Genomic DNA, 25,976 nt, shown 5'->3' with positions numbered 1-25,976 from the left:
CATCCACCCAGTTACCCGCCCACCCATCCACTCCTCATGCCTCCCCAACTGCGCCCCTATCAAGTTGACCTCATCAACGACCTCTACCGCAAGCTCAACGAAGGGCACAAGCGGGTAGCGATCATCGCCGGTACTGGGGCGGGCAAAACCGTGATTAGTGGACAAATCTGCGCCCATGCCGAGCGGGCAGGGAAGCGGCTAATGTTTTTGGTGCATCTCGATGTGCTGGTGGGCCAGACCTACGAAAAGATGGAATCCTTTGGGCTCAACTGCGGTTTCATTAAAGCGGGTTGGGAAGAGAACCGAGATGCTCCCATTCAGATCGCCAGCATTCAAACCATGTCAAAGCGGCAATGGTGGAAGCAGTGGGTGCCCGATGTGGTGTTCTACGACGAGGGCCACATTACCCTGTTTAGCCAGGTGGGTAAAAAAGTGCTCAAAACCTTTCCCAACGCCGTACACCTGGTGATGACCGCGACCCCCAAGCGCCTGGGCAAAGAGCAGCTGGGCGACGTTATGGATACCCTGGTAGCCTCGCCCGTGCCCAGCGACCTGCAACAGCGGGGCTTTTTGGCCCCAATGAAGTATTACAGCATGCCTCCCGACGGGGTCGTCAACCTGAAGGAAGTCAAGACCGTGCGGGGCGACTACGACGAGGTCGGGTTGAAGAATGCCTGCGATCGCCCCGAGCTAATCGAAAAAATCGTCCGCGAGTGGCAGCGCCTCTGCCCCGGCAAGCGCACGATCGCCTTTTGTGTGGATCTCGAGCACGCCCGCCATGTGGCCGATGCCTTTCGCGCGGCGGGCATCACTGCTGATACGGTAGAAGGCGGCACCCCGATCAAAGACCGCAAACGCATGTACAGCGAGCTGCGGGAAGAAAAGATCCTGGTGCTCACCTCCTGCAATGTGATCAGCATCGGCTTTGACGAACCCAGCGTGGAGGTAGGGCTAATGCTGCGGCCCACCCAGTCGAGCGCCCTGCACCTGCAACAAATTGGCCGAGTGATGCGGATTTCACCCCAGACGGGCAAGCAGTACGGCATCATCCTCGACCAAGCAGGCAACTTAGAGCGCTTGGGCTTTCCCGAAGACATTAAGGACTACCACCTGCCCGTCCAGGAGCAAAAAAACAGCGAGGGGGGCAATCCACCACCGACGAAACCCTGCCCTCAGTGCGGGCGCATTGTGCTGTCGTTCATTGCCAAATGCCCCGACTGCGGCCACCAGTGGATTAGTGAGCGCCCGCTCAATCTGGAGGATATGGTGGAGATTTACTCCGCCGACCAGGCTCACCAGATTAACGACATTCCTACCCTGGTAGAGCTGTTTCACAGCCACCGCCGCCGCGCCTATATGCGTGGCAACGCGCCAACCTGGGCGGAGCGATCGTTTTGGGAGCACTGCGGTCGCCGACCCAAGGATACCTGGTGCTTGGGTTCGATCCTTGGCCCTCGGCCCACCCCCACACAGATGCTGGAGTACTTTGAATACCTGCAAAAAAGCGCCAAGCGCATCGGCAAACGCCAGGACTGGATTGTGCAAGAGTTTGAGAAAGAGTGCGGCTCCGGCAGCTTCCAGCGAATGGCGAATCTACGCCAGACTATTTAACGACGAACGTAGGGTGCATTGCTGCGCGAATGCACCACCTCTCGACATAACCCCTTTAGGTGCATTGTGCTTTGCACGAATGCACCCTACCAAAAAGCGCAAAGCGCATTGGCAAACGCCAGGACTGAATTGTGCAGGAGTTTGGGAAAGAGGGCGGCCCTGGCAGCTTTCAACGAATGGCAAATCTGCGTTAAGCGATTTAGCCAGGGCCTTTGAGGGTAAGTCTAAGCCAACAGAATTTGACCAGCGGCGTTGACCCCAGCCCCAGGGGTAAACTGATCGTAGCCCAGCTTGGTCAGGGTGGCTTCTAGGGATGCGACGGCAGTGAGAATGTCGCGATCGCTCACAAAGCCCAGGTGCCCAATCCGAAAGATCTTGCCTTTCAGGTGGTCTTGGCCCCCAGCTAAGACGATGTCAAACTGCTTCTTCATCACCGAGCGAATTTGCTCGGCATCGACTCCCTGGGGCATGACGGCGGTGATCGCTGGGCTAGCGCAGTCGTCGGCGCCAAACAGCGGCAGGTTTAGGGCGGCCATGGCGGCACGGGTGGCTCGCTTTTGGCGATCGTGGCGAGCAAAGATCGCCTCTAGCCCCTCTTTCTGCATCATTTGCAGAGCCGCGTGCAGGGCAAAAAATAGGTTGACCGGGGGGGTAAATGGAGTCGTATTCTTGGCTGCCCCTTTGCTGTAGGGCTTGAGGTCGAGGTAGAACTTGGGCAATGTAGCCGATTCGTAGGCTTCCCAAGCCTTGGCGCTGACGCTGACAAAGGCCAGCCCCGGCGGAATCATGTACCCCTTTTGGGAACCCGAGGCCACCACATCTAGACCCCACTCGTCCACCGGTACCGAGATCGCTCCCAGGCTAGTCACCGCATCCAGCATGATTAGCGCGCCGTGGGCTTTGACATGGCGGTTGATGGTTTCTACATCGTTGAGCACCCCGGTAGAGGTCTCGCTGTGGGTAATAATCACCGCTTTGATGTCTTTAGCGGTGTCAGCCTCTAGGGCTGCCTTGAAGTCGTGAGGGTTGAGGGGTTTGCCCCACTCAGCGGTAATTTCGTGGGTGTCGAGGCCGTAGGCGCGGGCTACTTCGCCCCAGCGTTCGCCAAACTTGCCGTTGTTGCCCACCAGCACCTTGTCGCCCGCGCTGAGAAAGTTGATGATACCGGCTTCCATGGCCCCGGTGCCGCTGGAGCAGAGCACTAGCACATCGTTTTTGGTTTGGTGCAGCCACTTGAGGTTTTCAGTCACCTCGCCCATCAGGGCGCTAAACTCGCCGCTACGGTGGCCCATGGGGTGCTTGGCCATGGCCAACAGCACCTGCTCGGGTACCGGGGTCGGCCCCGGAATCATCAGCATCAACTTGTTATCCATGCCTTACTGCCCCAACTCTGCGATCGAAGAACAAACCTCCAGCTTACCAACAAGGGTTAGAGGGTGAGAATTTTCTTTTAGGTGTTGTAAGAAGTAGCCAACGTAGTTTGAATCAGCCGCTGGTTAGGGTAGCAAAACCTGGGCTTTCCGGAAAAAGGGCGGCTATCTTAGTGGTGTAAAAGGTAGTCAGCATCCACGGACCACCTCGTAAGGCCAAACCAGGGCATGGGCGACCATATCTTTATCTCCCACTCCAGCAAAGACGACCCCACCGTGAAGCGACTGCGGGAAACGCTTGAGTTGCACAGCCAAACTACCTAGGTGGATTCCCGAGAACTGGCCGGTGGGGATGTGCTCACCTCCAGCATTGAAAATGCCATCCGCACCGCCCGCCGTTTTTTGGTGGTGGTCAGCCTGGATGCCCTGGGCTCGGCCTAGGTGCAAAAGGAAATTCGCCTGGCATCGGAGGTGGCTCAGACCCACACCGATGGCTACAAGGTGATTCCTGTGGTGCTGCCGGGGGTACAACGGGGCATCCTCAAGCCCTTCTTCTCCAGCGAACCGATCCACATTTTCGTCAAAGACAGCTCCAACGGCCTCACCGAGGCCATGCAGCAAATCTCGGCGGCCTTGAGGTTAGAGCTGCCTGCGGATTTGGTCACTGGCGAACCCGTTGCGGTTGAACCCGTGGAGGAATTGCTGCTGACGCTCAGCGATCCCATTATTACCGAGCAGGATGGCATTCGCCGCGCCACCACCACCGCCGAACTCACCTACATTTCTACCGATTGCAACCGTGACCATAGCCGCCGCATTACCAGCCGCTGCGACCACTTTACCGCGCCCCCGGGGCCGGTGGAACTGGAAGAAATTCGCTGGTATGTGGAGCGCTACTACCCTTGCCCGTGGGTTTTGGGGTTTCGCATTACGCTATGGGCTCAGGAGGCAAGGGTATGCTATTGGCAGGGCAGGCAGGTGGAGTCGCCACCGATGGTATCATCCCTGGTCCAACGTTACGTCAACGACATTCCTATGAATTTTTCTGCCTTTAACCGTCCCCTATTCTTGGCCGCCAATTATCCCCCTCATAGGGCCTGGAAGTTCTGCTTCCTCTGGGTTGGCTTGACGGTTTTAGGCTGCGGATTAGCCGTAATCAGCGTCCCTGCTGAGCAAAACCTAATCATTCCCTATGTTCTAGGAGCTGTAGTCGGTCTCTTGCAGGGTTCAATGCTGCGTTTGGGGGCTTCGGGAACAGTGCGATGGACTCTGGCCACGATGTTAGGGGTGGTCCTGAGCAGAATGGTGCGGCCTTATGTTGCCTTTCACAGCAGTTTAATCATGAGTGGAGCCGTTGGGGGCCTGATAATCGGTGGTATTCAGGGGCTGGTGTTTTATACCCAGATTCCTGGTATGGCCTGGTGGATTTTAATTCAAGTCATTAGCGGTGCGGTTAGTTGGGGGCTGGGCTGGTTTATTTTGGGTTCTGTTACCCGAGCTATCGGCCATACAACTACCGGGTTGATTTTGACGAGCTCTGTTGCGATCGCCACGATGTGGGGTATTTCTGCCACCATGACAGCTATGGTGATGTATCGGTTGCTGGCTCTACGCCATGGCCGCCGTACGCCGTTGCCACCTCCTGAATCATGATGGGTTTCAGAGCTTCTTCCAACTAGTTAGTTAGTTCTGGGGATTGCAAAAACATACAGCTACTCTGGGTCCAGTCTTTCCTGAATTATTTGCAGGAGACGTCGTAATGGGCTGCCCAACGCCGGGCCGGTGAATCCATTCACGCCTGACCCACAATCGCATCAGTTAACCGCTCCAATTCTTCCTCCAGCGTATTGGCGGGCATGGTTTCCCCAGCCTGCCGATACCAGTAACGGGCGTTGCCTCGGACTGAGGTTCGTTATCTAGATCAATGGGCACCGTGGGTTCAATGCCTGAGCGAGTGCCGGAGGTAAAGGCCACATAGGTGCTCAGCCAAGTATCTAATCGGCTGTGAGGCTCGGCGTGCTGTTGAAACCGCAGGGGCGAGGCCACATAGACGACTCCTTCGACCAGCTCGGCTTTGGTAACGGCAGCGGCGGCATGGCGACGCTCAAACTCAGGGCGGATGAGGCGGTCGCCACTTTCCAATGGCAGTACCCAATACGCTGAAGCCTGGGGAGAGCTAAGCTAAGAAGCTATCATGGCAATAGCCTTGAGCCAGTGGGTCTTATGATAGTCTCCTCCTACAAGACATCGAGCAACCACCGTAGGTAAGCATGAGCTAGCGATCGCCACAGTTGCAAAAACTCAGTACCGATGGATGACTCTCCCCCTCACCCCTCAGCGACTAACGGCGCAGCCGATCACCCCAGAGAGCTTCGCTCCCTTTGGCCAGGTAATCTTCCCCAGTGCCGACGGTGCTGTCTTTGGCCCTAGCGATGCCCAACTCAAGCTCGATCGCGGCATTCCCCGCTTTTACATCATGACTCTAGAGGCTAAGGGCACCCGGTTTCGCACTATTACTCGGCACCAGCGCTGCACCCAGTGCCTGGGAGCACTAGAAGGCAAAGACTGGTTCATTGCAGTCGCTCCACCAGGGGAGGCTGAGCAGCCCGAGCCAAGTAAAATTCGCGCCTTTCACATTCCCGGCAACTGCTTTATCAAGCTAGAGGTGGGCACTTGGCATGCGGGGCCATACTTTACCGATGCCGTCATCAGCTTCTACAACTTAGAGCTGAGCGATACCAACATTACCGACCACCAGACCTGTAGTTTGGCCCAAGATTTTGGGCTGGAGTTTGAGATTGTCGGTGGAGAGTAGACGATTAGATGAGTGCATGGGTTAATAGGCAACTCGCGAAGCGCTCCGTTCCGGAGTTGCAGCCTCTACCGCCTCGGCTAATAGCGGCGGCAGCACATAGGCTGTGGCCTGCTTAATAGCGGGCGATCGCAGCCCGTAGGGCACCTTGCCGTTGGCGGCAGCGGCGTACTGGCGGCAAAACTCAGCTAGGTCGGGGGCTGACTGGCTGGGCGAAAGGTCATTGAAGATAAAGGTCAGCTTGCCCGGGGCGCTGAGGGCGGCATTGCAGGCGCGATCGCAGGCAGCCATGCAGCGCACCGGCTGAAGGGTGATTTCGCCTCTGCTGGTTTCGGCATTCAGGCAGTCGGTCAGCTGGTCGAGCAGATGCTGCCCCCCAGAGATATCGCCCGCGCCAGATTCAGCGGTGGGGAATTTGCACAGGGCACAGACAAATAAAGTGGGTTGGGTCATTGGGTTCAAACAGATAGGTGAATAGGATTTGCCAGCCAGCCTCGAAACTTGGGAGACCGACAAAACTGAGAAATTAGGATTTGGGAGTGATGGTAAACTCGGCCTGGCGATTCCGGGACGGATCGCTTCGCGAGTCGCCCATTTGGCGGGAGCACTCCGGCGGTGGCACCGCCCAGCCTTTTAGGCAGCTCACGTAGGGGCGCGAGTCGCCAATCAAGAGCAAGATCGCATCCTGGGTGGGGTCGTAGGTTGCTATGGCCTCGGCTACAGCAGGCAATTGATCAACTGGCAGGCCGAGGTCGTGACAGCAGGCAGCTACGGCACCTGCGGCCACAAAGCGGGCAGTGTAGGGCACCGCTGTGCGTCTCCAGTCCACCGTGGCGGTGCTAGCGTGAACCTCGCACAGCACTATGCCTCGGCCCTGCTGCAAAAACCCTTGCCAGGCGAGGTGACCTATGGGCAGCCAATATTCGCGAATAAACAGCGGCTGCCAATCGCTACAGCCCTGCCACACGCTGTCATCTATGCGCACAGCCACCACCGGCGATCGCTTGGGACCTGGTGCAGCAGCAAAAAATATTGTCCAGAGCTACAGCGCCCTAGAGCAAACCAAAAACTATTCATAGTCATCTGTACCTCGCAGATGGAAATAACGGTGGGCGTCCATCGGCGGGCATTCTGACTTGGAGAATTTTAAAGTCTAGACGTTGGAGAAGTGTCAATCCAAAATCCGAACTCTAAAATCGCCTCACAGCTGCGGGACAGTGGCAGATTTTCGCTGCGCTTTCCCCGTTTCCTTCAGCGGCTGACCCCCGCTAAAACCGACAGAGCTGCATCCTAACACCTTAAGGGCGAAGCGATCCGCAACAAATCGTTGCGACTTGCAGATCAAAGTTATTACCCATCAGCGCTACCGCTTCTAAGGGGCAGGGCGACGGCGGTAGGCGTCCATATAAACTACGTTCTCTCCCGCGCGGTGGTCACCGTGGCCGGCCAACAATCCTGATGCTTTGACCTGCTGAGCCAGGTCTACTGTCAGAGTTGAGCCTGCCTCAGGAGGCACGAGAATCTGCTTGAAACTGACTTTGATTTCGGTACCAGGAGCCCAGTCTTGCTGGCGCACCCAGCAGCGATCGCGCTCGCACCGCACTACTACAAAATCGGGTACGTGGTCGTCTTGACCCTTAAGGCGAACCCGTGATCCTAGACAAATCGTTAAGGAAGCCATAGCGCTGCACCTGAGATAGGCTAGCCGTTATAGATTCAACAGTAGTTCATTTGAACTGAGCTTTGAATGGAGAATTCACAAAAAATTAATTTTATTGGTTTCATTTTAAGGGATGTTTCTCTTCTTTGGGGTTAACGACTGGCAATCGAGGTTTAAAGCTAGATCTAGCCTGTCAAGTTTGTTACATCTTTAGGACTGTTGTGCTGTGGCAGACTAAAGAGGTCGTCGGCTTTGGTTGTCTATGCCCCCTCAGACCACCTCTTTATCGCTGGCTGCGGTACTACAGCAGCGCCGCGATCGCCTGGCTGAGCTTCATCCTGAGCCAGTGGTGCTGTGGTCGGGGCAGGCAGTGTCGCGCAACTTTCCGGCCAACACCTATCCCTTTCGGGCCAACAGCCATTTTTTGTACTTTGCGGGCCTGCCCCTGGCCAATGCTGCCCTTCATCTCGAAGGGGGCCGGCTGACACTATTTATGGATGAGACCTCCGCCGAAGCAGCTCTGTGGCACGGGCCAAGCCCTAGTCGAGACGCGATCGCCGCTGATATCGGAGCCGACGCCGCCTATCCTTATCAAGACCTAGACTCCTATCTAGGCGAAGCGGCAACCCTTTCTGCCCAAACCACTGCTGCAGAACGTCGCAAAGCCTTAGTCAAAGCCGTGGTGGCCCTACGATTGCACCACGATGATTACGCCCTCGACCAAATCAAACGAGCGGCGGCGGTCTCAGTCACCGCCCATAAAGCCGGTATGGTTGCCACTCCGGGGGCAACCACTGAAGCCCAGGTGCGAGCCGCCATGGAGCAGGTGATTATGGGCCAGGGCATGACCTGCGCTTACAACAGCATTGTCACTGTCCACGGCGAAGTGCTCCACAATGAGCAGTACCACCATGCCCTGGCTCCGGGCGATCTGCTGCTGGCCGACGTAGGGGCCGAGGCTCCTAGTGGTTGGGCCTCAGATATTACTCGCACCTGGCCTGTATCTGGCCAATTCACCGCCCCCCAGCGGGATCTGTACAATCTGGTGCTGGCCGCCCACGACGCCTGTATTGCCGCCGCTCGCCCTGGGATTGAGTACCGAGATCTACACCTGCTAGCCTGCCGCACCCTGGCGGCGGGGTTAGTCGATCTGGGGATTCTAAGGGGAGACCCCGATACCTTAGTTGAGCGAGATGTGCACGCCCTATTCTTCCCCCACGGGGTGGGGCATCTGCTGGGGCTAGATGTGCACGACATGGAAGATTTAGGGGATATAGCAGGCTATGAGCCAGGCCGCTCGCGCAGCGATCGCTTTGGGCTCCAATTTCTTCGCCTAGACCGACCCTTAGCGGCCAACATGGTAGTCACCATCGAACCCGGCTTTTACCAAGTACCAGGCATTCTTGGTCCAGCGCGACAGTCGGGCCAGTATGACAACGCCATTAACTGGGACCGTCTTAAGGCCTTTGATGGGGTACGCGGCATCCGCATCGAAAATGACGTGCAAATTAACTCAACGGGTTGCACTGTTTTAACCGCCATCCTCCCTACCCGCGCTGATGCTGTAGAAGATCTGGTTAGCGGAGCCTAAGGAGCTTTCTCCACCCGCTATAAGTTGGAGTTTACAAAGTCTTAGCTTTTGCTAGACCGCTCATCCCTCTGCGGGCTGATATGATCTCAGTGAGCAGTTTTTAACCATTTCTTATGGATTCTGTAGACCTCGCGCCCCAGGCTCAGCCAAACCTACGGGTTGGCCTAGGGCGGGTACTCATCGTCGAAGATGAAGAATTGATTCGAGAAACATTGGCCTTTGGGTTGGCCGAGGAAGGGTTTGATGTTCTCGTTGCCGAAGATGGTTTGACTGCTCTCGACATGCTGGGCGGCACATCGGTGTCGAGCCGCACCGACCGGCCCGAAGTCAACCTGGTAGTACTCGACCTCATGCTGCCCGGCATGAATGGACTTGACCTCTGCCGTCTGCTGCGTCACCAGGGTATCGACGTGCCAATTTTAGTGCTCAGCGCTAAGGGCACCGAAACCGATCGCGTGGTGGGGCTCGAAATAGGTGCCGACGACTATTTGAGCAAGCCTTTTGGCATGCGGGAACTGGTTGCCCGGTGCCGGGCGCTGCTGCGCCGACAGCGGGGTAAAGCTAGCGTTGAGAAAGATAACGTACTCCGGTTTGAAGACATCATGCTCCATCCCCAGGAGTGCCGTGTCTTTTTGAAGGGCGAAGAAGTTAATCTTTCCCCCAAAGAATTTCGAATTCTGGAACTGTTTATGAGCCAACCCCGGCGAGTATGGTCGCGGGATCAGATTATCGACCAGGTTTGGGGGCACGATTTTATGGGCGACAACAAAACCGTAGACGTGCACATTCGCTGGATTCGTGAAAAGTTGGAAGTTGACCCTAGCCACCCACAGTACCTGAAAACCGTGCGTGGCTTCGGTTATCGCCTAGGCTAGGGGCTATCAAAACTCGTCGCCAGAGGCTATGTTAATCCCTGCGGAGTGCCCACTTCACAAGACTTTAACTTCAGCAACAAATAAACCGAGTCCTTAAATTGTCGTTTAGGCTTAAGGGGCAGGAGCGAAAGTCGGCTGCGTGCCAAGGCTGAGAGCGTGGCCGTAGGCTGTGATGTTTGACCTGTCAGCCGCTCTAATCCTGGTAGAACGCTATGCCGCTCACCATCTTAATTGCCGAAGACGACGAGGGCACTCGCCTTGCGTTGTGCGATTATTTAGAGCTTGAAGGCTATTCTGTACTGATGGCCAGCCACGGCGAGATGGCGCTGAGTCAAGTGTTTAGCCACCAGCCCCAGCTCATCATTACCGACATCGGCATGCCCGGTCTCGATGGATTTACATTGGTGCAAAAGGTGCGGCAATATCCGGCCTTTCGGCTGCTGCCAGTGATTTTCCTCACCGCCCACAATCAGACGCAAGACCGAATTCGAGGCTACCAACTTGGCTGTGACCTCTACTTGCCCAAACCCTTCGAGCTGAAAGAAATCGGGGCGATCGTGCGCAATTTGTTGGAGCGATCGCAGCTAATCCAGTCAGCATGGATTCAGCAGGTGGCTCTCAATACTGCTCAGCAGCGTGCCCTTCAGTCGAGCGAAGTCAGCGAAGCGATTGTGCCTTGGGCCCCTGACCCGATCGACATGGTGGCTGAATTTACTGCTCGGGAACAGGATGTGCTGACGCTGCTATCGGACGGGCTATCAAATGCTCAGATAGGCGATCGCCTATTTTTAAGCCCCCGCACCGTTGAGAAGTATGTCAGCAGTTTGCTGCGCAAAACCGAGACCAGCAACCGTTCTGAGCTGCTGCGGTTTGCCATTAGCCACCACCTGGTGCCTTAGCCATCAACCGTTCAGAACGACTGCGCCTGGTCTTAATTAAAGCAATAGCCCGGCTACCTGACTTGGGCCCAAGCCGCTTGACTCGGTGAATCACCATGGCGCGATTGTGGATGACAGTAGTTTTTGGTCTGGCGTTGGTGTCCCTAACCGCTTGCCAACTTCAGGAGGCGCTGCCTGAGGCACAGCCGTCGGAGCCCAGCACTGCCGCTGAAACACCGGCTACCGCAGCGCCCGATGCGCCCGGCGAGGATTTTGACAAGCTGGTGATTCCGGGCGAGCGAGTGGGGCCGGTTACGGCCCAAACGAGCCGCGCCGATTTAGCTAGTTTCTATGGTGAGACTGCCCTGAGCGATCGCCCCATTTCCCTAGGAGAAGGCACCACAGAGCTGGGCACAGTGGTCAACGTTGGTACTGACCAGCAGTTCGCCGTGGTGTGGGCTGACGACGCCCAAAGTCGGCCCCGGCTCATCAAAGATTTTGGCCAAGCCTGGCAAACCCCAGAGGGGTTAGGGGTGGGTGCGCCCTACGCTGAGGTTCAAGCGGTGCTGGGCGACTTCGACCTCTACGGCTTTGCCTGGGACTACGGCGGCACAATTGTGCTGGAGGACACGGCCCTAGCCCAGTACGACGATATCCTGTGGCTGCGCCTAGCCCCTTCAGACGCAGCTATAGCAGCACATCTGGAAGCCTACGAGGCCACGATGGGTGACGAAATATTTGCTAGCAGTGACCCGAACTTAACGGTGCTCGAGCCGTCGGTGTACGAAATGGTCGTGTCGTTCGACGTCGCCCCCTAACCTGTCAGGCTGCTGCGGGTGGGGTAGCGGCGCAGCTGGCTAAAAAAGCTGGAGGAATTAAAGCTACGCGGATCCATTCGGTTGCCGGAGCGATCGACCGCTTGGTGGGTGGTAATCCGGCTGTCGGGAATGGTGGTCTGAGCCAGCAGCCAAGCTAAGGAATCGTACTGGGCTTGGGTATAGCCGCTGTGGCTCCGGCGGTTGTTGAAGCCATCGCCAGGCGTCTCCAAAGACACATGGTAGGCAAAATTGTTCACCGAGGGGGGAAATGCCGCATTAGTGCGCACCGCCTCTGGGCCATTGGGGCCATTGAACACGGAGTTGCCAGCTCCAAAAGCCCGTTTTTCAGGCGGCACGATGTAGTAGACCGTGCCGTCGCGGCCAATTAGGGCATGGTAGCTGACCTGGTCTTGGTCGCGCGGGTGCCGCGTCCGGAATAGGTTGAGGGCACTTTGAGCCGAGCCCACGGTTTCGTGCAGCACGGCAATGAAGTCGTTGTGCACGACTTGGCCATTGATGTCGGTGAGAAAGCGATCGCCGTAGTTAGTAGGGTCGGCCAGGGCTGTCACCTGGCGGGGCGGGGCCGCTTGGGCCAGCTTTGGGGCCGCAAAATCAGTTGGCCCCGGCTGAGCGGCCTTGAGCGGCTGAAGCGTGGCCGCCGCCGTGGTTTGCATTGGCGGCAGACCGCTTACAGTGAGCATAGGTTCTAGGGGGCCTGCCGCGCGGGCTGAACTAAACCCTAGGCTCAGCAGCACTACCAGCACCCCCCCTAACCCTATCCAAATCCAGCGACGAGCCACGGCAACCTCCGGGTGCATTGTCAGACTATTTTGTAGCGCGAAATGGGTTCAATGAACCCTCATCCTGCGATGAAACCCCTGAACTGACGTGAAATCGTCAAGAAGCCCAGCGATCGAGGGCCCGCTGCCCACCCCAGCGAGCGACGATTTCGTCGTCGTAGCTGTCGGCGATGCGAATCACGGTGGCAACGGAGTGATTTAGATCGAGGCGATCGCAGGTTTCACCCACCAGACTGTGCTCAAACACAATGTCATCCTCAGCATCGTAGGCAAAGCGGCCAAAGTAGATGCCGTTGTTTTCCCTCAGCAGGTAGTAGCTCAGTTCGGGGGTGAGGTCAATCGCAGTTACTACGTAGGCTCGCGTAGTAATCAGCGTTTCATAGTCGTGCCAGGGCACCACTCGAGTCGAGGCCACCGCCGACCCCAAATTCACAATGAAGAGGGGTTCATCCTCAAATACCACCAGCGCTTCGCCAAACAGCTCATGCATCCAGGGCAAAATTCGATGGTAAACCGCCTCCTGGCCAGGGGTTTTAAACTCCATACAACACTCTTAGAGGAACGAACAGCAGAACCTTAGCCGTCAACTAAAGCCCTAACAGATTAGCCCTAGAACGAACCCAAGGAAAAGCCGCATTCCAATTGTCTCACTCTTGCTTTAACGTCAGCTCGCGTTCGCTGCCTATCCGCAGTTCAGCCGTTTGGCAACACCGTTAGCGCGCTACGACCCTAGCAGATTCAAATCTATCCATTTACTCAGCAGCCTCGTGCTCTCTGCCAGTCGGGAATTCCAGCCGTTCTAAGCCAAAGCCCATCGCAGACCACAGCGTCCTATACTCCGAATCCGAAACGTCAGAATTAAGGGTGACCCTTGCAGTAGGCTTTGGATAGGTCCTCTGTCCTTATCTATAGCGCCCCCTTGTTATTTCTATGGCCTGCATTATCTTCACCGACCTCGACGGCACCCTGCTCAATGGCGAAACCTACGCCTACCAGGCGGCCTTACCTACCCTAGCCAAGCTTGCTGACCAAGGCATTCCGGTGATACCAGTCACGAGCAAAACCCGTCAAGAGGTCGCCCAACTGCGGCAGGATGTCGGCCTGCGCGATCCCTTCGTGGTGGAAAACGGCAGCGCCATCTACATTCCCACCGACCACATAGGCTTTGCCTTACCGCCAGGCGACGATGTTGATGGCTACCGGATACTGCAACTGGGCTGCAACTACGTCACCGCTCGCGCTGGTTTGAAGGCGATCGCCCAAGATCTCGGCCGCCCCCTCAAAGGCTTCGGCGACTGGACTGTAGACCAGGTGGTGCAGCTCACTGGGCTATCCCTTGAAGAGGCCAAGCAAGCCAAGGCCAGGGAGTTTACGGAACCCTTTATGACCCCTAAGAATGTGCCCACCGACCAGCTGCGTGAGGCGGTAGAAGCTATGGGGTTTCGGGTTGTGATTGGCGATCGCTTCTCACATTTGATTGGCAGCGAAGCAGGCAAAGGTCGGGCCGTACATCAGCTGGTGAAGCTCTACCAAGCCAGCAGTTCCGAGGCCCTGCCTATTACCACTATTGGGCTAGGCAACAGCCCCAACGACCTCGACATGTTAGAAAACGTTGACTATCCGGTTGTGCTGCCCAGCGCTCACGGTCCCCATCCTCAGCTAGCGAACCGCGGTTGGCAGATCGCGCCAGCGCCAGCGCCTGAGGGGTGGGCGATCGCCGTAGAAACCGCTCTAGCAGCGGTCATGGCCTAGCCGTGGGCCAGTCGTGGCGCTGACACCACAGGTTTTTGAAGCTCTTGTAAATCTGATGGGGCGAAGTCAATGGACCTGGTTAGAGTTCGCTAAGGTACCTACTGCGGGCGTTGGCCCCGACGGCAGGACGACCTGGCGATCTGGGCAATCTAGCAGCACCGATTAAGTCAAACACGTTGGGTAGTTATGAACGTAAGTCTAGGCGACCTGATCACGGTCATGCTCGCGGTTTTGCCGCTGCTGCTGCTGACCACCTCAGCCTTTTTTGCCCTCGAGTGCCTAATGGCCTTGGGCAAGGCCCAGTCGGCCACCAACCTCTCTACCCTGCCTGCCGACCTTTCCCTAGCGGTGCTGGTGCCCGCCCACAACGAGGCTGAAGGCATTGCCACTACCCTAGCCACCATTCTTCCCCAGCTGCGTCCTAGCGATCGCCTGCTGGTTATTGCCGACAACTGCACCGACGCTACCGCTGAGGCAGCCCGTCAAGCGGGAGCCACCATAATCGAGCGCCACAACGTTACTCAGCGCGGCAAGGGTTATGCCCTCGACTTTGGCATCAACCATCTCATGGCCAATCCACCCGACATCGTTGTTTTTGTCGATGCCGACTGCGACTTACAGCCCCACAGCTTAGCCGCCTTGGCTATCCAAGCTCAGCACAGCCAGCGCCCGGTTCAAGCTGTCTATTTAATGGAAAAGCCCCCCAGCCCTGGGATTAAAGACGGCATTTCAGCCTTTGCCTTTAAGGTCAAAAATTGGGTGCGTCCCCTCGGGCTATACCGACTGGGGCAGCCCTGCCTGCTGACCGGTACCGGTATCGCCATGCCCTGGGATGCCGCCATTGCCGTCAATATTGCCAGTGGTCACATCGTCGAAGATATGAAGCTTGGCCTCGATTTGGCGCTGGCTGGCTATGGACCTCAGTTTTGCCAAAGCGCCTGGGTGACCAGCCGTCTACCCAGCGGCAATCAAGCCGCCACGACCCAACGCACCCGTTGGGAGCATGGTCATTTGCAGATGTTGAGCGAGTACGTGCCCAAGTTGCTAGGTCAGGCCCTGCGCCAGGGGCGCGTTGACCTCCTCGCTCTGGCCCTAGAGCTGGCGGTACTGCCGATTTCTCTACAGGTCATGGTCACCTTGGCGATCGCAGCCCTCTGCCTAGTAGCGGCCCTAGCTGGGTTGAGCTGGCTGCCCGCCTACATAGCCTTAGGGGCAGTACTCGCCCTTAGCGCCGGGGTCAGCCTGGCCTGGGCGGGTTATGGACGCAGCGATCTCTCCCTTAAGGATCTGCTAACGGTACCGCTCTACGTGCTCAACAAAATTCCTCTGTACTTCAAATTTCTGGTCAAGCCTGAAAAAACCTGGGTACGCACCGAGCGCGACGGGTAGCGTTTTACCGTTGCAGTAGTCTTCCTCAGCCGTCAAAACCAATGCGGTTTTGGACAAGCTTTAGCTGTCATTGATGGCACGGGGTAACACTGCTAATAAGACTGCGAATCTTTTAAGTTTAATAACTCCCCTCCTAACGACTCCTTACAAAAGTGCCGAAAAACGACGCTTTAATTCAAAGCAATGGTGAGGGACATCGCTGGAGTGGTATGTCTTGGGTACTCTACAGGTACTTTTGAGGGGTGTCACCCCCCACAGTGCCCCTAACCTTATGAAACTGCGCCACAAAACTCTACTGCTGACCACGCTGCCTCTGCTGGGGCTAATGGCAATTCTCTACGGCAGTTTTTCCGTGATCTTACAGCGCAGCTACAGTCGCCTTGAGCAGCAGGATGCCCAGCGCAACCTACAACGGGTTGATGGAGTGCTAGCGGGTGACTTGGCCCAACTCCAGAGCCTTACCGAAGACTGGGCCGCTTGGAACGACACCTATACTTTTATCCAAGACGGCAACGCTGACTATCTCGAGTCAAATCTCAGCAAGTACGCCTTAGAAAGGCTACAACTCAACGCTATAGCCTTCGTCAACCCTGAGGGCGAGATAGTCTATGGCACAGGCTATGACTTAGATAACAGAATCTTTCTACCCCTACCACCCAATCTGGCCCAGCAGCTCACTCCTACCAGCCCGCTGATGGAGTTTGAGCACCTGGCCTCCCATCACCAAGGGTTAGTGATGGTGGATGGGCAGCTTATGCTGGTAGTGGTGGAGCCTATTCTGCGCAGCGATTCCACAGGTCCCTCTAGAGGGGCGTTGCTCATGGGGCGAACCCTGAGTGCTAGCGTCGTTGAATCCCTAGCGCAGCGCACGCGGCTAGATCTACAGCTCTATTCCCTAGGTCAAAACGAATTGTCGGAGTCGCTGCGCCCTATCCTCACGACCCTTGGCGATCGCACCGACTCAGCTACCCTAGTACGGCCTCAAAATGCCGAGACCCTAACGGGCTATACTCTCTGGCCTGACATCTACGGCGCTCCCCAGGCACTGCTGGAGGTCAAGCTGCCCCGCGATATCTACCGGCAAGGGCTGATTAGTCGCCATTATCTTGGCTGGTCGCTGCTTGGATCCTGTCTTGTGTTTACCAGCGGCATGCTGCTGCTGCTCGATCGAGTAATTTTGCTGCGGCTGCTGGGGCTCAGCCAGCAGGTGCAGCACATCGGGCGCTCTAACGATCTCACCCAGCGAGTGTCAGTGCAGGGAAACGATGAGCTGAGTTCCCTGGGCCAGCAGATCAACGACATGCTGGGTGAGCTGCAAATCAGCAATAAAAAACTAGCCCAGGAGCAGCAAAAGGCTGAGCAGCTCTTGCTCAATATTCTTCCAGCGCCGATCGCGGGCGAGCTGATGCAGACCAAGGCATCTATCCCCCAGCACTTTGACGAGGTGACAATTCTATTTGCTGATATTGTGGGGTTTACAAGCCTGTCGCACCATCTGTCACCCATTAAGCTGGTAGACCTGCTCAACCAAATCTTCTCGGCTTTCGACAGCCTAGCTGAACAGCTGGATCTAGAGAAAATCAAAACCATTGGCGATGCCTACATGGTGGCGGCCGGGCTACCTATGCCGCGAGACGACCATGCGGAGGCGATCGCCGAAATGGCCCTGGCAATGCAGCAGGTCACCGCTTCCTTCCAGGCCGAGTCGGGGGAACCACTGGAGATCCGCATCGGCATCAACACCGGGGTAGTGGTAGCCGGAGTAATTGGCACGAAAAAATTTATTTACGATCTTTGGGGCGATGCCGTCAATGTGGCCAGCCGCATGGAGGCCTCTAGCGAACCTGGTCAGATTCAGGTTACGGCTGCGACCTATGAGCGCCTCAAGGACAGATACCGGTTCGAACGTCGCGGCTGCATCGCTATTAAAGGGCGTGGCGAAATGGAAACCTACTGGCTGCGTGGCCACCGGCCTGAGGCACTGTTCTGCGCCCTTCGTAGGGAAAGCACTCAGCCCACAACTCCCTAGGGTTTTCAAGCAGCTTACTTCGCGGTCTGGGTTCCACTAGTAGTCTGCCAAGCCGAAGATAAACGGTGGGGGGCGGGTATACGGTTTAAGGTTCATGGTTCACGGCTTACCTTAGACCGTACACCTTGAACCCTAGATCTCAGTCGTTAGGCTTGTCGCAATCAGCCAATTAAGCACCAGTACCAGAGCCGGGTTACAAGACCCCTAGCTTTTGTGCCCAATCCTGCTGAATTGTCCCTAAAGGCGCTGAGGGAATTCCCCGAGCTTTTGAATTGATCTAGCAACAGCTTTGTAAGGTATCCCTGCCAAATCGAGGGTATGTACTTCAAGGCTAACTTGAACCTACGAAGCATTTGCCTAGTAGCCGTGAGCAGTTAGTTCTAAAAACTAGCAAGGTCTAGATACTTAGGAAACTGCACAACAACTTAGTAAGCGGGTAACGCGATTCGAACGCGCGACATTCACCTTGGCAAGGTGACGCTCTACCACTGAGCTATACCCGCATTAAAAACCAGTGTCGGAAGCAACTTCGTTTCGCTGGTTTTGACTTTATCTAGAATCTCAAAAAAGTGTGACTATGTCAACATTTTTTTGGATTTTCTTAGGCAGTCTTTGGTCCTAAATGGAATCCGCGTCGGGAACCACGACGGCTTGAGCTGTCACCGGCATTCCAGGCGCTAAACGGGCTGAGCCGTTGCCCATACCACTGCCCATAGCCGAGTGAATCACTCCCATTAGACTGGCCATTTCCAGAGCGCTCATGGCATAGTCCCAACCGTGGTTGGCCTTAATACCCGCCCGCTCTAGGGCCTGCTGCAGCGTATCAGTGGTGAGTACGCCAAAGATAACCGGCACACCGGTTTGGAAACCCGCTGCTGCCACACCCTTGGCGACCTCCGCCGCCACATAGTCAAAGTGGGGCGTCGAGCCACGGATAACGGCTCCCAAGCAAATGATCGCATTGTAGCGGCCGCTAAGGGCCAGCTGCCGAGCCACCAGCGGAATTTCAAAACTGCCGGGCACCCAAGCGTAGTCGACCTGGGTGCCTTCGGGGTTAACGTCTATACCATGGCGCTTCAAGCAATCTTGGCAACCCTCCAGCAGCTTACCCGTAACTAAATCGTTGAATCGGCCTAGCACAATGGCAAACCGGGGAGACCCTGTGGAGACTAACGTGCCTTCAAAAACCGCCATAAATATTCTTTTTACACCACAAAGTAGTTGAGGCCGCCGACGACGACCACCAGAGCGCCCCAAATCACAGAGCCAAACAGGATGAGTCGTTTTGACTGATCCCAATCTTGGGGAGAGGCGTAGGCTACGGGCACATACACCACTAGCACAAATGACATCAGAACCAGGGCAAACAGCGCGAGTTGAAACAGAATTACCATGGGTTTATATTTGCTCTCTCAAACACAGCAGCGGAGACGGCGGTGAACAACCTGATGAGCCCAGGCTAACAGCCACACTACCCTAACCAGTACGCTATCAGAAAGAGGCCCCGCCGGAAAGTATGGCTATCAAAAAGGCCTGAAACTTATGGACCTAGTCCTTTGTCACACCACCGCTGATTTTGACACCCTGGGGGCTGCCGTGGGGCTGGCGCGCTTGCGGCCAGGGTGCCGCATTGTACTGACTGGAGGCTGCCATCCCACGGTGCAGCGATTTTTGGCCCTTCACCGTGACGAATACCCGCTAATTGAGCGGCGATCGGTGGATCCTAGCCAGATTGAACGCCTCACCCTGGTCGATGCTCAGCAGCGCGATCGCTTTGGCCCAGCAGCCGAGTGGATCACTCAGGCCGAACACAACCAGGTGCCCATCGAGATCTACGATCACCATCCCAGCAGTGCCGAAACAGTGCAGGCTCTGAAGACGACGCTCGAGGCCGTGGGAGCAGCCACCACCCTAGTGGTGGAGTTCTTGCAAAACGAACAGATCGAGCCGAGCGTCGCGGAAGCCACGGTCATGGCCCTGGGGATTCACGTCGATACAGGTTCGCTGCTGTACGACGGGGCGACGGCGCGGGATGCTTCTGCCCTGGCTTGGCTGATGGCCCATGGAGCCAGTCTGTCGGTCATTGCCGACTTTGTAGAACCGGGCCTGAGCCCCGCTCTGCAGGAGTTGTTGACAGAGGCTATGGCCGCCCTCCAGGTGGAGACCGTAGGAGGCCACACGTTGGCCTGGGTGTTACTACAGGTTGATGGATACGTGCCAGGTCTATCGGGGTTGGCAGAGCAACTGATAGCTCTAGCCGACGCCGACGCGCTGCTATTTGGGGCCTACTACGCCGCCAAAGAAGAAGCGGAATCCGCCAGTTTTCCAAACCAGAATCTGTCCCGTTCATCGCTGGGGCTGCAAAAACTCACGTTAATTGGCCGTGCCCGAGGCCGGGTTAGCGATCGCCTCGACTGGGGCAAGGTGCTGACGGCCCAGGGCGGCGGCGGACATCCTGCAGCGGCCTCGGCCAGCCTCACGACGGAGGATCCGTTAGAAACGGTGCAGGAGGTCATGGCGGTGGTGCGATCGCAGCTCCCCCGCCAGCCCACCGCCCGCGATCTGATGTCGTCGCCAGTGCGCACTATTCGCCCCGACACCACAATTCATGAGGCTCAGCGGATTTTGCTGCGCTACGGTCACTCGGGTCTGTCGGTGGTCGATGAGGGCGATTGCCTAGTCGGGGTCATCTCCCGCCGCGATCTGGATCTGGCATTTCACCACGGTTTTAGCCATGCTCCAGTCAAGGGCTACATGGCCACCAACCTCAAAACCATTACCCCCAACACCCCTCTCACCGATATTGAGCAGCTGATGGTGACCTACGACATCGGCCGCCTACCGGTGCTGCATCAAGGAGCGCTGTTGGGCATAGTCACCCGCACCGATCTGCTGCGTCACCTGCACCAGGGGCAGCCCTCTCCTCTGACCCAACCCGCTCTCCCAGGCCCACCTACTGCCATTGCCCTACAGCAGGCTCTAGGGGCTAGTTTGTCGCCCGTATTGCAAAGCATCTTGCAGCAAATCACCGCTGCGGCCGAGGAGCGGGGCTGGCACCTCTACCTGGTGGGCGGCGCGGTGCGCGATCTGCTGATCTGCACCGACTCCATTTCAGCAGCTCTACCAGACCTCGATCTAGTGGTGGATGGGTTCTTTGGTACGGCGCAGGCGGGGGCTGGCGTTGATCTAGCGACTGTGATCAAAGAACGATTTCCAGAGGTCGATTTGCAGGTACATGGGCGGTTTCAAACGGCGTCGCTAGTCTGGCGCAAAGAGTTAGACCATCCCCTGGCCGGTCTGATGATTGACATCGCCACCGCCCGCACGGAGTTTTACCCTTACCCCGCCGCCAATCCCGAAGTTGAAGCTAGCTCCATTCAGCAAGACCTTTACCGTCGCGACTTCACGATTAATGCTCTAGCGTTGCGGCTCACTAATCCTGGGGCGGGGCAGCTGCTTGACTACTTTGGCGGACTTATTGACCTGCGCCAGGGCACCATTCGAGTGCTGCATGCCAACAGCTTTATTGAAGACCCGACACGCATCTACCGAGCGGTGCGGTTTGCGGTGCGGCTGGGATTTAGCCTTGACGCCCAGACTGAAGGCTACATTCACCACGCCATTGCGAGCGGGGTTTACAGCCAAATGCAACACCAGATGCGGCGGGCCCCGGCCTTGCAGGTGCGGCTCAAAAACGAGCTGAAATACATCCTGGAGGCACCCTACTGGCAGTCAGCGCTAACTTTACTAGACCAGCTTGGAGCACTGCGCTGTCTCCACAGTGAGCTGACCATGACTCCAGCCCTATGGCAGCAGCTGCGACGCCTCAGCCGCTGGGCAAAGCGCTTTAGCTGGCCTGAGTTGGGGCCGCCCTGGCTGCTGCGGCTCCAAGGGCTGCTGGCGGCCGTGCCGGCTGAAGCGCGATCGCCCCTGGCCACCCATCTACAACTGCCCGATCGCGCCATTGAGCGCCTAGCTAACCTTAATCAATGGGAACACCAGTGGCAGGCCCTCGTGGCAACTGAGCCCGCACCTAGTAAGCTATATGCCGCCTTTAATCAGGCTGATATTCCCACTCACCTACTTATTAGCGCTCGCCATCCTCGGCAGCTGGGCCCTACCCTGTGGCGTTACCTCATGCAGTGGGCTCCTACGTCGCCCCTGATCGACGGTGATCAACTCAAAACCCTGGGCTATCGCCCTGGCCCCAGTTTTAGACCGATGCTAGAGACCCTATTTGCCGCCCAGCTTGACGGTGCGATCGCAACCCAGGCCGACGCGATCGCCTTCTTAAAGCAGCACTATCCTCAACCCTAAGGAGGAACAAGATACTGGTACGTCTCCCCCACTAGGTGAAGAACGGGGTAGAGTGGCAAAGATCATCGACCCCATCTGCTTTTATGACCCTAGCCGTGGGCACCGCCCTTCAAAACGGCACCTACGTAATTGATGCGTGGGTGGCCGAAGATGCCGTTGGCCCCGTCTATCTAGCGATGGATGTGTCTAAGGGGCAGTGGATTCAGCTGCGCATACTGGGCAGTCGCAGTCCAGCAACCTTGCCCGATGTCTCACAGCGCCAGGTGTTTTATCGGTACCTCGACCAAGTCAACAGCCTCAAGCAGGCAGCATTTCCAGCCCGCTTAGGGGGGTTTGAAGAAGAGGGCGTCTGCTATCAAACCCTAGCCAGTCCCCCCGGCACCCCCCTCGATCGTCTAGTAACGGAAGCCAACTCCCTAGCGCCTCGCTCTAGCATGGCTATTGTTCAGCGCCTTACAGAAGCCTTCGAGGCTCTCCACCCCCTAGGCTGGGCCGGGTTGCGATTGACCCCTGATCAAGTGTGGTACGAGCCCCAGGAGCAGACCATCACGTTCACAGGATTTGACCTGCCGCCATCCACCCCCGTCATCCCACAACCTATCGACAAAAATGTCTCCCCAGAAGAGTCAGCCCTGGTGCGCGGACTTACTCACCTGCTGTATTTTTTGCTAACCGGTCAGCGGGCGGAGGCTACCAACGCTCCCCTAACAGTGGAAGTTCGTCGTCGACACCCCGAGCTACCCACCGTTGTTAATACGGCCTTAGCCCTCGGTAGCCCCAGGCCTTTAAACGGGGCTACACCAACTCTGCAAGAACCAACACCCACCGTTACTTTGGCGGAGTGGAAAGCCCTTTTGCCACCCCCTGAGCAGCTACCCGCGACACCAGCACCCAGTGCAGTATCCAGTGCAGCACCCCAGCGCTTTACCGGCCCCCCGACCAGGGTAGTATTCGGCCAATCTGACCCCGGAGCCCAACCCCAAACAAAAGTTGACTATCCTGCGCAGGTCAACACCCTAGTTAGCTCAACCCAACGCCAGAATCGTTCCCTACCAATGCTGGCTCTAGTCGTGACTGGGCTGATGGCTACAATCAGCGGCCTAGGGTTTGGCTTCTATGCTCGGCTCCAGCCGGCCAGCTCTGCTAGTCAAGAGCGCCTCAATCCCAATCAATCGTTTCCTCCGCTCCCTGACTGGAATGGTGACGACCTCTTGCAGCCCTGGGCCGATGCCCCAGCCCGGCGCGATCGCCCCGACTACAGCAACACGCCACCCCCGGGTTCGGCGCCAGTACCCGACTTTACCCCCAACCCTCAAGAACCTGCTGCCCCACCCCCAGCGGTGCCCCAACCTGAAATTGTCCCTGAACCCATCCCTGAACCCGTAGAAGACTGGGAAACTCCCGTGCCCACCCAACCCGAGCCCATACCTGAGTTTGAACCCATATTCCCCAGCGACCCCGCGCCACTGCCTGTGGAGCCCGCTCCAGCACCGCAGCCGCTGCCCGCACCAGTCCTCGTGGAGCCCGTTCCGACGGAAGAAGCAGCTCCAGCGCCCCTAGCCCCCGCCCCCCTAGCCCCACCGGCCCCAACGCCGTCATCTAGCTAGACGGTTTTACTGAGTAAACCAAAACTTAACCCAATATCCGCCCGGTGCTAGAGGAATAAGGACGTTATAATTCTCTACAGTTAAGCGAGTTCCGCTACATCATCCGTTCTTCCTGAGGTTTGCCATGAGTAGCCCCGTGCTGCATGCGTTTTATGTTGGCCGCGCCCTAGCCGATGCGGTTAATGAGCGCGCCGAGCGGTTGTTGACCGATGGGTTGAGCCTGGTGGGTAAGTTTGACGCCGAGCAGCGGGAATACTTTCGCCAGTTTACGGAAGAAGTAATGGCTCGAGCTCAGCAGGTAGAAGCAGAAGCTGGAGAACCCTCCATGGGAAATACAGCATCGGCTTCAACGGGCTCAGTCACCGATCTACAGGCCACTATTGATAACCTGCGAGCCGAAATTGCCCAGGTACGCGTTGCCTTACAGCAGTATCGGGCTACTTCCCAGATCTAAAAGCCAAAAAATCGGCTTGGCTTCATGCTAAGTCTAAACCTGTCGGGGCTGCTGCCCGGAACTATATCGGTTTGTAAGTTGCTGCCATCCCTTCTGTCTTAGGAACTTGAGTGTCTGCTGTTTCTGATTCCTCCGCATCGGCCAAGCTGCCTTCCCCTCTCGACAACGGCGAGGGTGACTTTAGCTATGTTGAAGGCATGAATGGCAGCCCAAATGATTCACATTTCGAAGACCCCCTAGACGGAACTGCTCCCATTCCATTGGGCCTAGCCGGCACGGCGAGCCTTGCCTCTGCTGCCGGTGAAAAGTCGCCGCCTTTCCGTCAAGACTCCTACCGCTGGAACCAGGGTCGATATTCCCGCCAGCGTCGCTTTGTCGACATTTGGGGTTTTGTGCTGCGGCTGCTGTGGGCTCGATGGCTCTACGGCAAAGCCTGGAGCTACGGTGGCACCATCACGGCTGAAGCCCAGACTGCCCGACGGCGAGAGCTGGCCGTATGGATCCGCGAAACCCTACTCGATTTGGGTCCTACCTTTATTAAGGTAGGGCAGCTCTTTTCAACCCGTGCCGATATTTTCCCCATTGAATTTGTGGAGGAATTGTCGAAGCTTCAAGATCGGGTGCCGGCCTTCAGCTATGAGCAGGCCCGCGACATTATTGAGGCTGACTTGGGCAAGCCTATCCACACCCTTTACCGCACCTTTGATCCGATTCCATTGGCGGCGGCTAGCCTAGGGCAGGTACACCGGGCTCAGACGCACAGCGGCGATGAGGTGGTGGTGAAGGTGCAGCGTCCAGGGCTGCGATCGCTCTTCACCATCGACCTATCTATTCTCAAGGGCATCGCTCGCTACTTTCAGAGCCATCCCAGCTGGGGTAAAGGCCGCGACTGGTTAGGCATCTACGAAGAGTGCTGCCGCATTTTATGGGAAGAGATCGACTACCTCAACGAAGGCCGCAATGCTGACACCTTTCGTCGCAACTTCCGCGGCGAAGACTGGGTCAACGTGCCTCGCGTCTTCTGGCGGTTGACCTCCTCTCGCGTGGTCACCCTGGAGTACATGCCCGGCATTAAAATTAGTCACTACGATGCCCTTGAAGCCGCTGGGTTGGACCGTAAGCGCCTGGCTCGGTTGGGAGCTCAAGCCTACCTACACCAGTTGTTGAACAATGGCTTTTTTCATGCTGACCCCCACCCGGGCAACGTTGCCGTTAGCCTTGATGGCTCGTTAATCTTCTACGATTTCGGCATGATGGGCCAGGTACAGCCTATGACTCGCCAGCGGCTGATGAGCACGTTCATGGGAGTAGCCCGGCGTGATGCTGGGCAGGTAATGGACTCCCTGGTGGAGTTGGGGGCACTGGCACAAATCGATGACATGAGCCCAGTGCGTCGCTCAATCCAGTATATTTTGGATAACTTTATGGACCGCCCCTTTGAGGAGCAGTCTATCAATGCCATCAGCGACGACCTTTACGCCGTTGCCTACGATCAGCCCTTTCGCTTTCCGGCCACGTTTACCTTTGTGATGCGGGCGTTCTCTACCTTGGAAGGGGTAGGTAAAGGGCTCGACCCCGAGTTTAACTTTATGGAAGCGGCTAGGCCGTTTGCTGCACAGCTTATGTCCAATGGCAATCCGACCGATGGAGCTAACAGTCTGCTGGGTGAACTCAGCCGCCAGGCTGCCCAAGTCAGTACCTCTGCCCTGGGTCTTCCCCGGCGCATCGAAGACACCCTCGACAAACTAGAGCGCGGTGACATTCGGGTACGAGTGCGCTCGATTGAGACCGATCGCGCCCTGCGCCGCATTAGTGGGGTCACGATGGCCAACAACTATGCCATTTTGGTGGGGGCGTTTACCCTTTCGGCAACGGTACTGGTACTATCTGAATTCGTTTGGCTGGCCCTAGTACCTGGAGTACTGGCGGCGGGCACTGGGATCGCGTTTTTGCGAGCGGTGCTTCAAGTCAACCGGGCCGATCGATTGCCTTAATGGTTTAGCTCAAGTTTGC

25 protein-coding genes, 1 tRNA gene and 1 riboswitch are annotated in these 25,976 nt (G+C 56.9%); of the genes, 16 read left to right on the top strand and 10 right to left on the bottom strand.

Annotation, left to right across the window (positions count from 1 at the left end):
* Positions 1-36 precede the first annotated feature (36 nt).
* Positions 37-1,611 (top strand): DEAD/DEAH box helicase, encoded by a 1,575-nt coding sequence (locus H6F59_RS10675; RefSeq protein ID WP_190698777.1) that lies wholly within the window; start codon positions 37-39, stop codon positions 1,609-1,611.
* 224 nt (positions 1,612-1,835) lie between these two features.
* On the opposite strand, the gene H6F59_RS10670 is transcribed toward H6F59_RS10675, so the two are convergent.
* A complete protein-coding gene (locus H6F59_RS10670; protein WP_190698774.1) occupies positions 1,836-2,984 on the bottom strand; it encodes an alanine--glyoxylate aminotransferase family protein in 1,149 nt (382 codons plus the stop codon).
* A gap of 225 nt (positions 2,985-3,209) precedes the next feature.
* On the opposite strand from H6F59_RS10670, the gene H6F59_RS26395 reads away from it, so the two are divergent.
* Genes H6F59_RS26395 through H6F59_RS10665 form a run of 3 tightly spaced genes read left to right on the top strand, consistent with a single transcriptional unit; the run spans position 3,210 to position 4,634 of the window.
* Positions 3,210-3,305 (top strand): toll/interleukin-1 receptor domain-containing protein, encoded by a 96-nt coding sequence (locus tag H6F59_RS26395; RefSeq protein WP_242021381.1) that lies wholly within the window; start codon positions 3,210-3,212, stop codon positions 3,303-3,305.
* Positions 3,306-3,422, top strand: coding sequence for a toll/interleukin-1 receptor domain-containing protein (locus H6F59_RS26390; protein ID WP_242021380.1), 117 nt, complete (start codon positions 3,306-3,308; stop codon positions 3,420-3,422).
* Entirely contained in the window at positions 3,423-4,634 is a 1,212-nt protein-coding gene (locus H6F59_RS10665) for a hypothetical protein (protein ID WP_190698771.1), read from the top strand.
* Positions 4,635-4,799: 165 nt separating this feature from the next.
* Here the strand turns inward: H6F59_RS10665 and H6F59_RS10660 are convergent, their stop codons facing one another.
* On the bottom strand, positions 4,800-5,123 hold the full coding sequence (locus H6F59_RS10660) for a hypothetical protein (protein ID WP_190698768.1): 324 nt from the start codon (positions 5,121-5,123) through the stop codon (positions 4,800-4,802).
* A gap of 172 nt (positions 5,124-5,295) precedes the next feature.
* Here H6F59_RS10660 and H6F59_RS10655 point away from each other — a divergent pair, with 172 nt between their 5' ends.
* The gene (locus H6F59_RS10655; protein WP_190698765.1) at positions 5,296-5,796 is read left to right on the top strand and encodes an ureidoglycolate lyase; all 501 of its coding nucleotides are present in this window, start codon (positions 5,296-5,298) and stop codon (positions 5,794-5,796) included.
* A gap of 21 nt (positions 5,797-5,817) precedes the next feature.
* Here the strand turns inward: H6F59_RS10655 and H6F59_RS10650 are convergent, their stop codons facing one another.
* The 3 genes from H6F59_RS10650 to H6F59_RS10640 all read right to left on the bottom strand — a co-directional run bounded on the left by H6F59_RS10650 (position 5,818) and on the right by H6F59_RS10640 (position 7,474).
* Positions 5,818-6,246, bottom strand: coding sequence for a DUF1636 domain-containing protein (locus tag H6F59_RS10650; protein ID WP_242021379.1), 429 nt, complete (start codon positions 6,244-6,246; stop codon positions 5,818-5,820).
* Positions 6,247-6,319: 73 nt separating this feature from the next.
* Positions 6,320-6,778 (bottom strand): hypothetical protein, encoded by a 459-nt coding sequence (locus tag H6F59_RS10645; protein ID WP_190698761.1) that lies wholly within the window; start codon positions 6,776-6,778, stop codon positions 6,320-6,322.
* Positions 6,779-6,896: 118 nt separating this feature from the next.
* Positions 6,897-7,087, bottom strand: a riboswitch (cobalamin riboswitch).
* A 78-nt stretch (positions 7,088-7,165) separates the two neighbouring features.
* The gene (locus H6F59_RS10640; RefSeq protein WP_190699933.1) at positions 7,166-7,474 is read right to left on the bottom strand and encodes a hypothetical protein; all 309 of its coding nucleotides are present in this window, start codon (positions 7,472-7,474) and stop codon (positions 7,166-7,168) included.
* A 241-nt stretch (positions 7,475-7,715) separates the two neighbouring features.
* Here H6F59_RS10640 and H6F59_RS10635 point away from each other — a divergent pair, with 241 nt between their 5' ends.
* The 4 genes from H6F59_RS10635 to H6F59_RS10620 all read left to right on the top strand — a co-directional run bounded on the left by H6F59_RS10635 (position 7,716) and on the right by H6F59_RS10620 (position 11,615).
* A complete protein-coding gene (locus H6F59_RS10635; RefSeq protein ID WP_190698758.1) occupies positions 7,716-9,044 on the top strand; it encodes an aminopeptidase P family protein in 1,329 nt (442 codons plus the stop codon).
* Between the two features lie 113 nt (positions 9,045-9,157).
* Entirely contained in the window at positions 9,158-9,919 is a 762-nt protein-coding gene (locus tag H6F59_RS10630; protein ID WP_190523301.1) for a response regulator transcription factor, read from the top strand.
* A 212-nt stretch (positions 9,920-10,131) separates the two neighbouring features.
* Positions 10,132-10,818, top strand: coding sequence for a response regulator transcription factor (locus tag H6F59_RS10625; protein WP_190698755.1), 687 nt, complete (start codon positions 10,132-10,134; stop codon positions 10,816-10,818).
* Between the two features lie 110 nt (positions 10,819-10,928).
* On the top strand, positions 10,929-11,615 hold the full coding sequence (locus H6F59_RS10620) for a hypothetical protein (protein WP_190698752.1): 687 nt from the start codon (positions 10,929-10,931) through the stop codon (positions 11,613-11,615).
* Here the strand turns inward: H6F59_RS10620 and H6F59_RS10615 are convergent.
* Both H6F59_RS10615 and H6F59_RS10610 read right to left on the bottom strand, forming a co-directional pair.
* Positions 11,612-12,415, bottom strand: a complete 804-nt coding sequence (locus H6F59_RS10615) for a peptidoglycan recognition family protein (RefSeq protein ID WP_313887180.1) — start codon at positions 12,413-12,415, stop codon at positions 11,612-11,614. The two genes, H6F59_RS10620 and H6F59_RS10615, sit on opposite strands and share 4 nt — an antisense overlap.
* Positions 12,416-12,512: 97 nt before the next feature.
* Positions 12,513-12,959 carry a T3SS (YopN, CesT) and YbjN peptide-binding chaperone 1 gene (locus tag H6F59_RS10610; protein ID WP_190523293.1) on the bottom strand — a complete coding sequence of 149 codons (447 nt, stop codon included), beginning with the start codon at positions 12,957-12,959 and terminating at the stop codon, positions 12,513-12,515.
* A gap of 386 nt (positions 12,960-13,345) precedes the next feature.
* Here H6F59_RS10610 and H6F59_RS10605 point away from each other — a divergent pair, with 386 nt between their 5' ends.
* The 3 genes from H6F59_RS10605 (at position 13,346) to H6F59_RS10595 (ending at position 17,585) form a co-directional block, all read left to right on the top strand.
* Positions 13,346-14,167: a mannosyl-3-phosphoglycerate phosphatase gene (locus H6F59_RS10605; protein WP_190698749.1), complete on the top strand. Its 822-nt coding sequence runs from the start codon at positions 13,346-13,348 to the stop codon at positions 14,165-14,167.
* A gap of 186 nt (positions 14,168-14,353) precedes the next feature.
* On the top strand, positions 14,354-15,556 hold the full coding sequence (locus H6F59_RS10600; RefSeq protein ID WP_190698746.1) for a glycosyltransferase family 2 protein: 1,203 nt from the start codon (positions 14,354-14,356) through the stop codon (positions 15,554-15,556).
* A 271-nt stretch (positions 15,557-15,827) separates the two neighbouring features.
* Entirely contained in the window at positions 15,828-17,585 is a 1,758-nt protein-coding gene (locus tag H6F59_RS10595) for an adenylate/guanylate cyclase domain-containing protein (protein ID WP_242021378.1), read from the top strand.
* A 431-nt stretch (positions 17,586-18,016) separates the two neighbouring features.
* On the opposite strand, the gene H6F59_RS10590 is transcribed toward H6F59_RS10595, so the two are convergent.
* The 3 genes from H6F59_RS10590 to psbZ form a co-directional block, all read right to left on the bottom strand.
* Positions 18,017-18,088 (bottom strand) — tRNA-Gly (locus tag H6F59_RS10590).
* 115 nt (positions 18,089-18,203) lie between these two features.
* Positions 18,204-18,779, bottom strand: a complete 576-nt coding sequence (gene ribH, locus H6F59_RS10585) for a 6,7-dimethyl-8-ribityllumazine synthase (protein WP_190698742.1) — start codon at positions 18,777-18,779, stop codon at positions 18,204-18,206.
* Positions 18,780-18,790: 11 nt separating this feature from the next.
* Complete coding sequence (gene psbZ / locus H6F59_RS10580; RefSeq protein WP_017301429.1) at positions 18,791-18,979, bottom strand: photosystem II reaction center protein PsbZ; 189 nt, start codon at positions 18,977-18,979, stop codon at positions 18,791-18,793.
* 148 nt (positions 18,980-19,127) lie between these two features.
* Between psbZ and H6F59_RS10575 the strand changes: the two genes are divergently transcribed.
* From H6F59_RS10575 to H6F59_RS10560, 4 genes are all read left to right on the top strand, one after another.
* Complete coding sequence (locus H6F59_RS10575) at positions 19,128-21,902, top strand: CBS domain-containing protein (protein WP_190698738.1); 2,775 nt, start codon at positions 19,128-19,130, stop codon at positions 21,900-21,902.
* An 83-nt stretch (positions 21,903-21,985) separates the two neighbouring features.
* Entirely contained in the window at positions 21,986-23,509 is a 1,524-nt protein-coding gene (locus H6F59_RS10570; protein WP_190698722.1) for a hypothetical protein, read from the top strand.
* Positions 23,510-23,633: 124 nt separating this feature from the next.
* Positions 23,634-23,963 carry a DUF6825 family protein gene (locus H6F59_RS10565; protein WP_190523265.1) on the top strand — a complete coding sequence of 110 codons (330 nt, stop codon included), beginning with the start codon at positions 23,634-23,636 and terminating at the stop codon, positions 23,961-23,963.
* Positions 23,964-24,160: 197 nt separating this feature from the next.
* Positions 24,161-25,957, top strand: coding sequence for an AarF/ABC1/UbiB kinase family protein (locus tag H6F59_RS10560; protein ID WP_242021425.1), 1,797 nt, complete (start codon positions 24,161-24,163; stop codon positions 25,955-25,957).
* Positions 25,958-25,976 lie beyond the last annotated feature (19 nt).

This window comes from Nodosilinea sp. FACHB-141, from assembly GCF_014696135.1.
Taxonomy (GTDB): domain Bacteria; phylum Cyanobacteriota; class Cyanobacteriia; order Phormidesmidales; family Phormidesmidaceae; genus Nodosilinea.
The sequence above is the reverse complement of the archived record's forward strand: the minus strand, read 5'-3'. Positions and strand labels throughout refer to the sequence as shown.

Coding starts and splice junctions, on each gene's coding strand:
- H6F59_RS10575 (WP_190698738.1), top strand. CDS start 19,128: ATGGACCTAGTCCTTTGTCACACCACCGCTGATTTTGACACCCTGGGG.
- H6F59_RS10640 (WP_190699933.1), bottom strand. CDS start 7,474: ATGGCTTCCTTAACGATTTGTCTAGGATCACGGGTTCGCCTTAAGGGT.
- H6F59_RS10610 (WP_190523293.1), bottom strand. CDS start 12,959: ATGGAGTTTAAAACCCCTGGCCAGGAGGCGGTTTACCATCGAATTTTG.
- H6F59_RS10630 (WP_190523301.1), top strand. CDS start 9,158: ATGGATTCTGTAGACCTCGCGCCCCAGGCTCAGCCAAACCTACGGGTT.
- H6F59_RS10675 (WP_190698777.1), top strand. CDS start 37: ATGCCTCCCCAACTGCGCCCCTATCAAGTTGACCTCATCAACGACCTC.
- ribH (WP_190698742.1), bottom strand. CDS start 18,779: ATGGCGGTTTTTGAAGGCACGTTAGTCTCCACAGGGTCTCCCCGGTTT.
- H6F59_RS10565 (WP_190523265.1), top strand. CDS start 23,634: ATGAGTAGCCCCGTGCTGCATGCGTTTTATGTTGGCCGCGCCCTAGCC.
- H6F59_RS26395 (WP_242021381.1), top strand. CDS start 3,210: ATGGGCGACCATATCTTTATCTCCCACTCCAGCAAAGACGACCCCACC.
- H6F59_RS10560 (WP_242021425.1), top strand. CDS start 24,161: ATGAATGGCAGCCCAAATGATTCACATTTCGAAGACCCCCTAGACGGA.
- H6F59_RS10650 (WP_242021379.1), bottom strand. CDS start 6,246: ATGACCCAACCCACTTTATTTGTCTGTGCCCTGTGCAAATTCCCCACC.
- H6F59_RS10635 (WP_190698758.1), top strand. CDS start 7,716: ATGCCCCCTCAGACCACCTCTTTATCGCTGGCTGCGGTACTACAGCAG.
- H6F59_RS10570 (WP_190698722.1), top strand. CDS start 21,986: ATGACCCTAGCCGTGGGCACCGCCCTTCAAAACGGCACCTACGTAATT.
- H6F59_RS10670 (WP_190698774.1), bottom strand. CDS start 2,984: ATGGATAACAAGTTGATGCTGATGATTCCGGGGCCGACCCCGGTACCC.
- psbZ (WP_017301429.1), bottom strand. CDS start 18,979: ATGGTAATTCTGTTTCAACTCGCGCTGTTTGCCCTGGTTCTGATGTCA.
- H6F59_RS10625 (WP_190698755.1), top strand. CDS start 10,132: ATGCCGCTCACCATCTTAATTGCCGAAGACGACGAGGGCACTCGCCTT.
- H6F59_RS10595 (WP_242021378.1), top strand. CDS start 15,828: ATGAAACTGCGCCACAAAACTCTACTGCTGACCACGCTGCCTCTGCTG.
- H6F59_RS10600 (WP_190698746.1), top strand. CDS start 14,354: ATGAACGTAAGTCTAGGCGACCTGATCACGGTCATGCTCGCGGTTTTG.
- H6F59_RS10620 (WP_190698752.1), top strand. CDS start 10,929: ATGACAGTAGTTTTTGGTCTGGCGTTGGTGTCCCTAACCGCTTGCCAA.
- H6F59_RS10605 (WP_190698749.1), top strand. CDS start 13,346: ATGGCCTGCATTATCTTCACCGACCTCGACGGCACCCTGCTCAATGGC.
- H6F59_RS10655 (WP_190698765.1), top strand. CDS start 5,296: ATGACTCTCCCCCTCACCCCTCAGCGACTAACGGCGCAGCCGATCACC.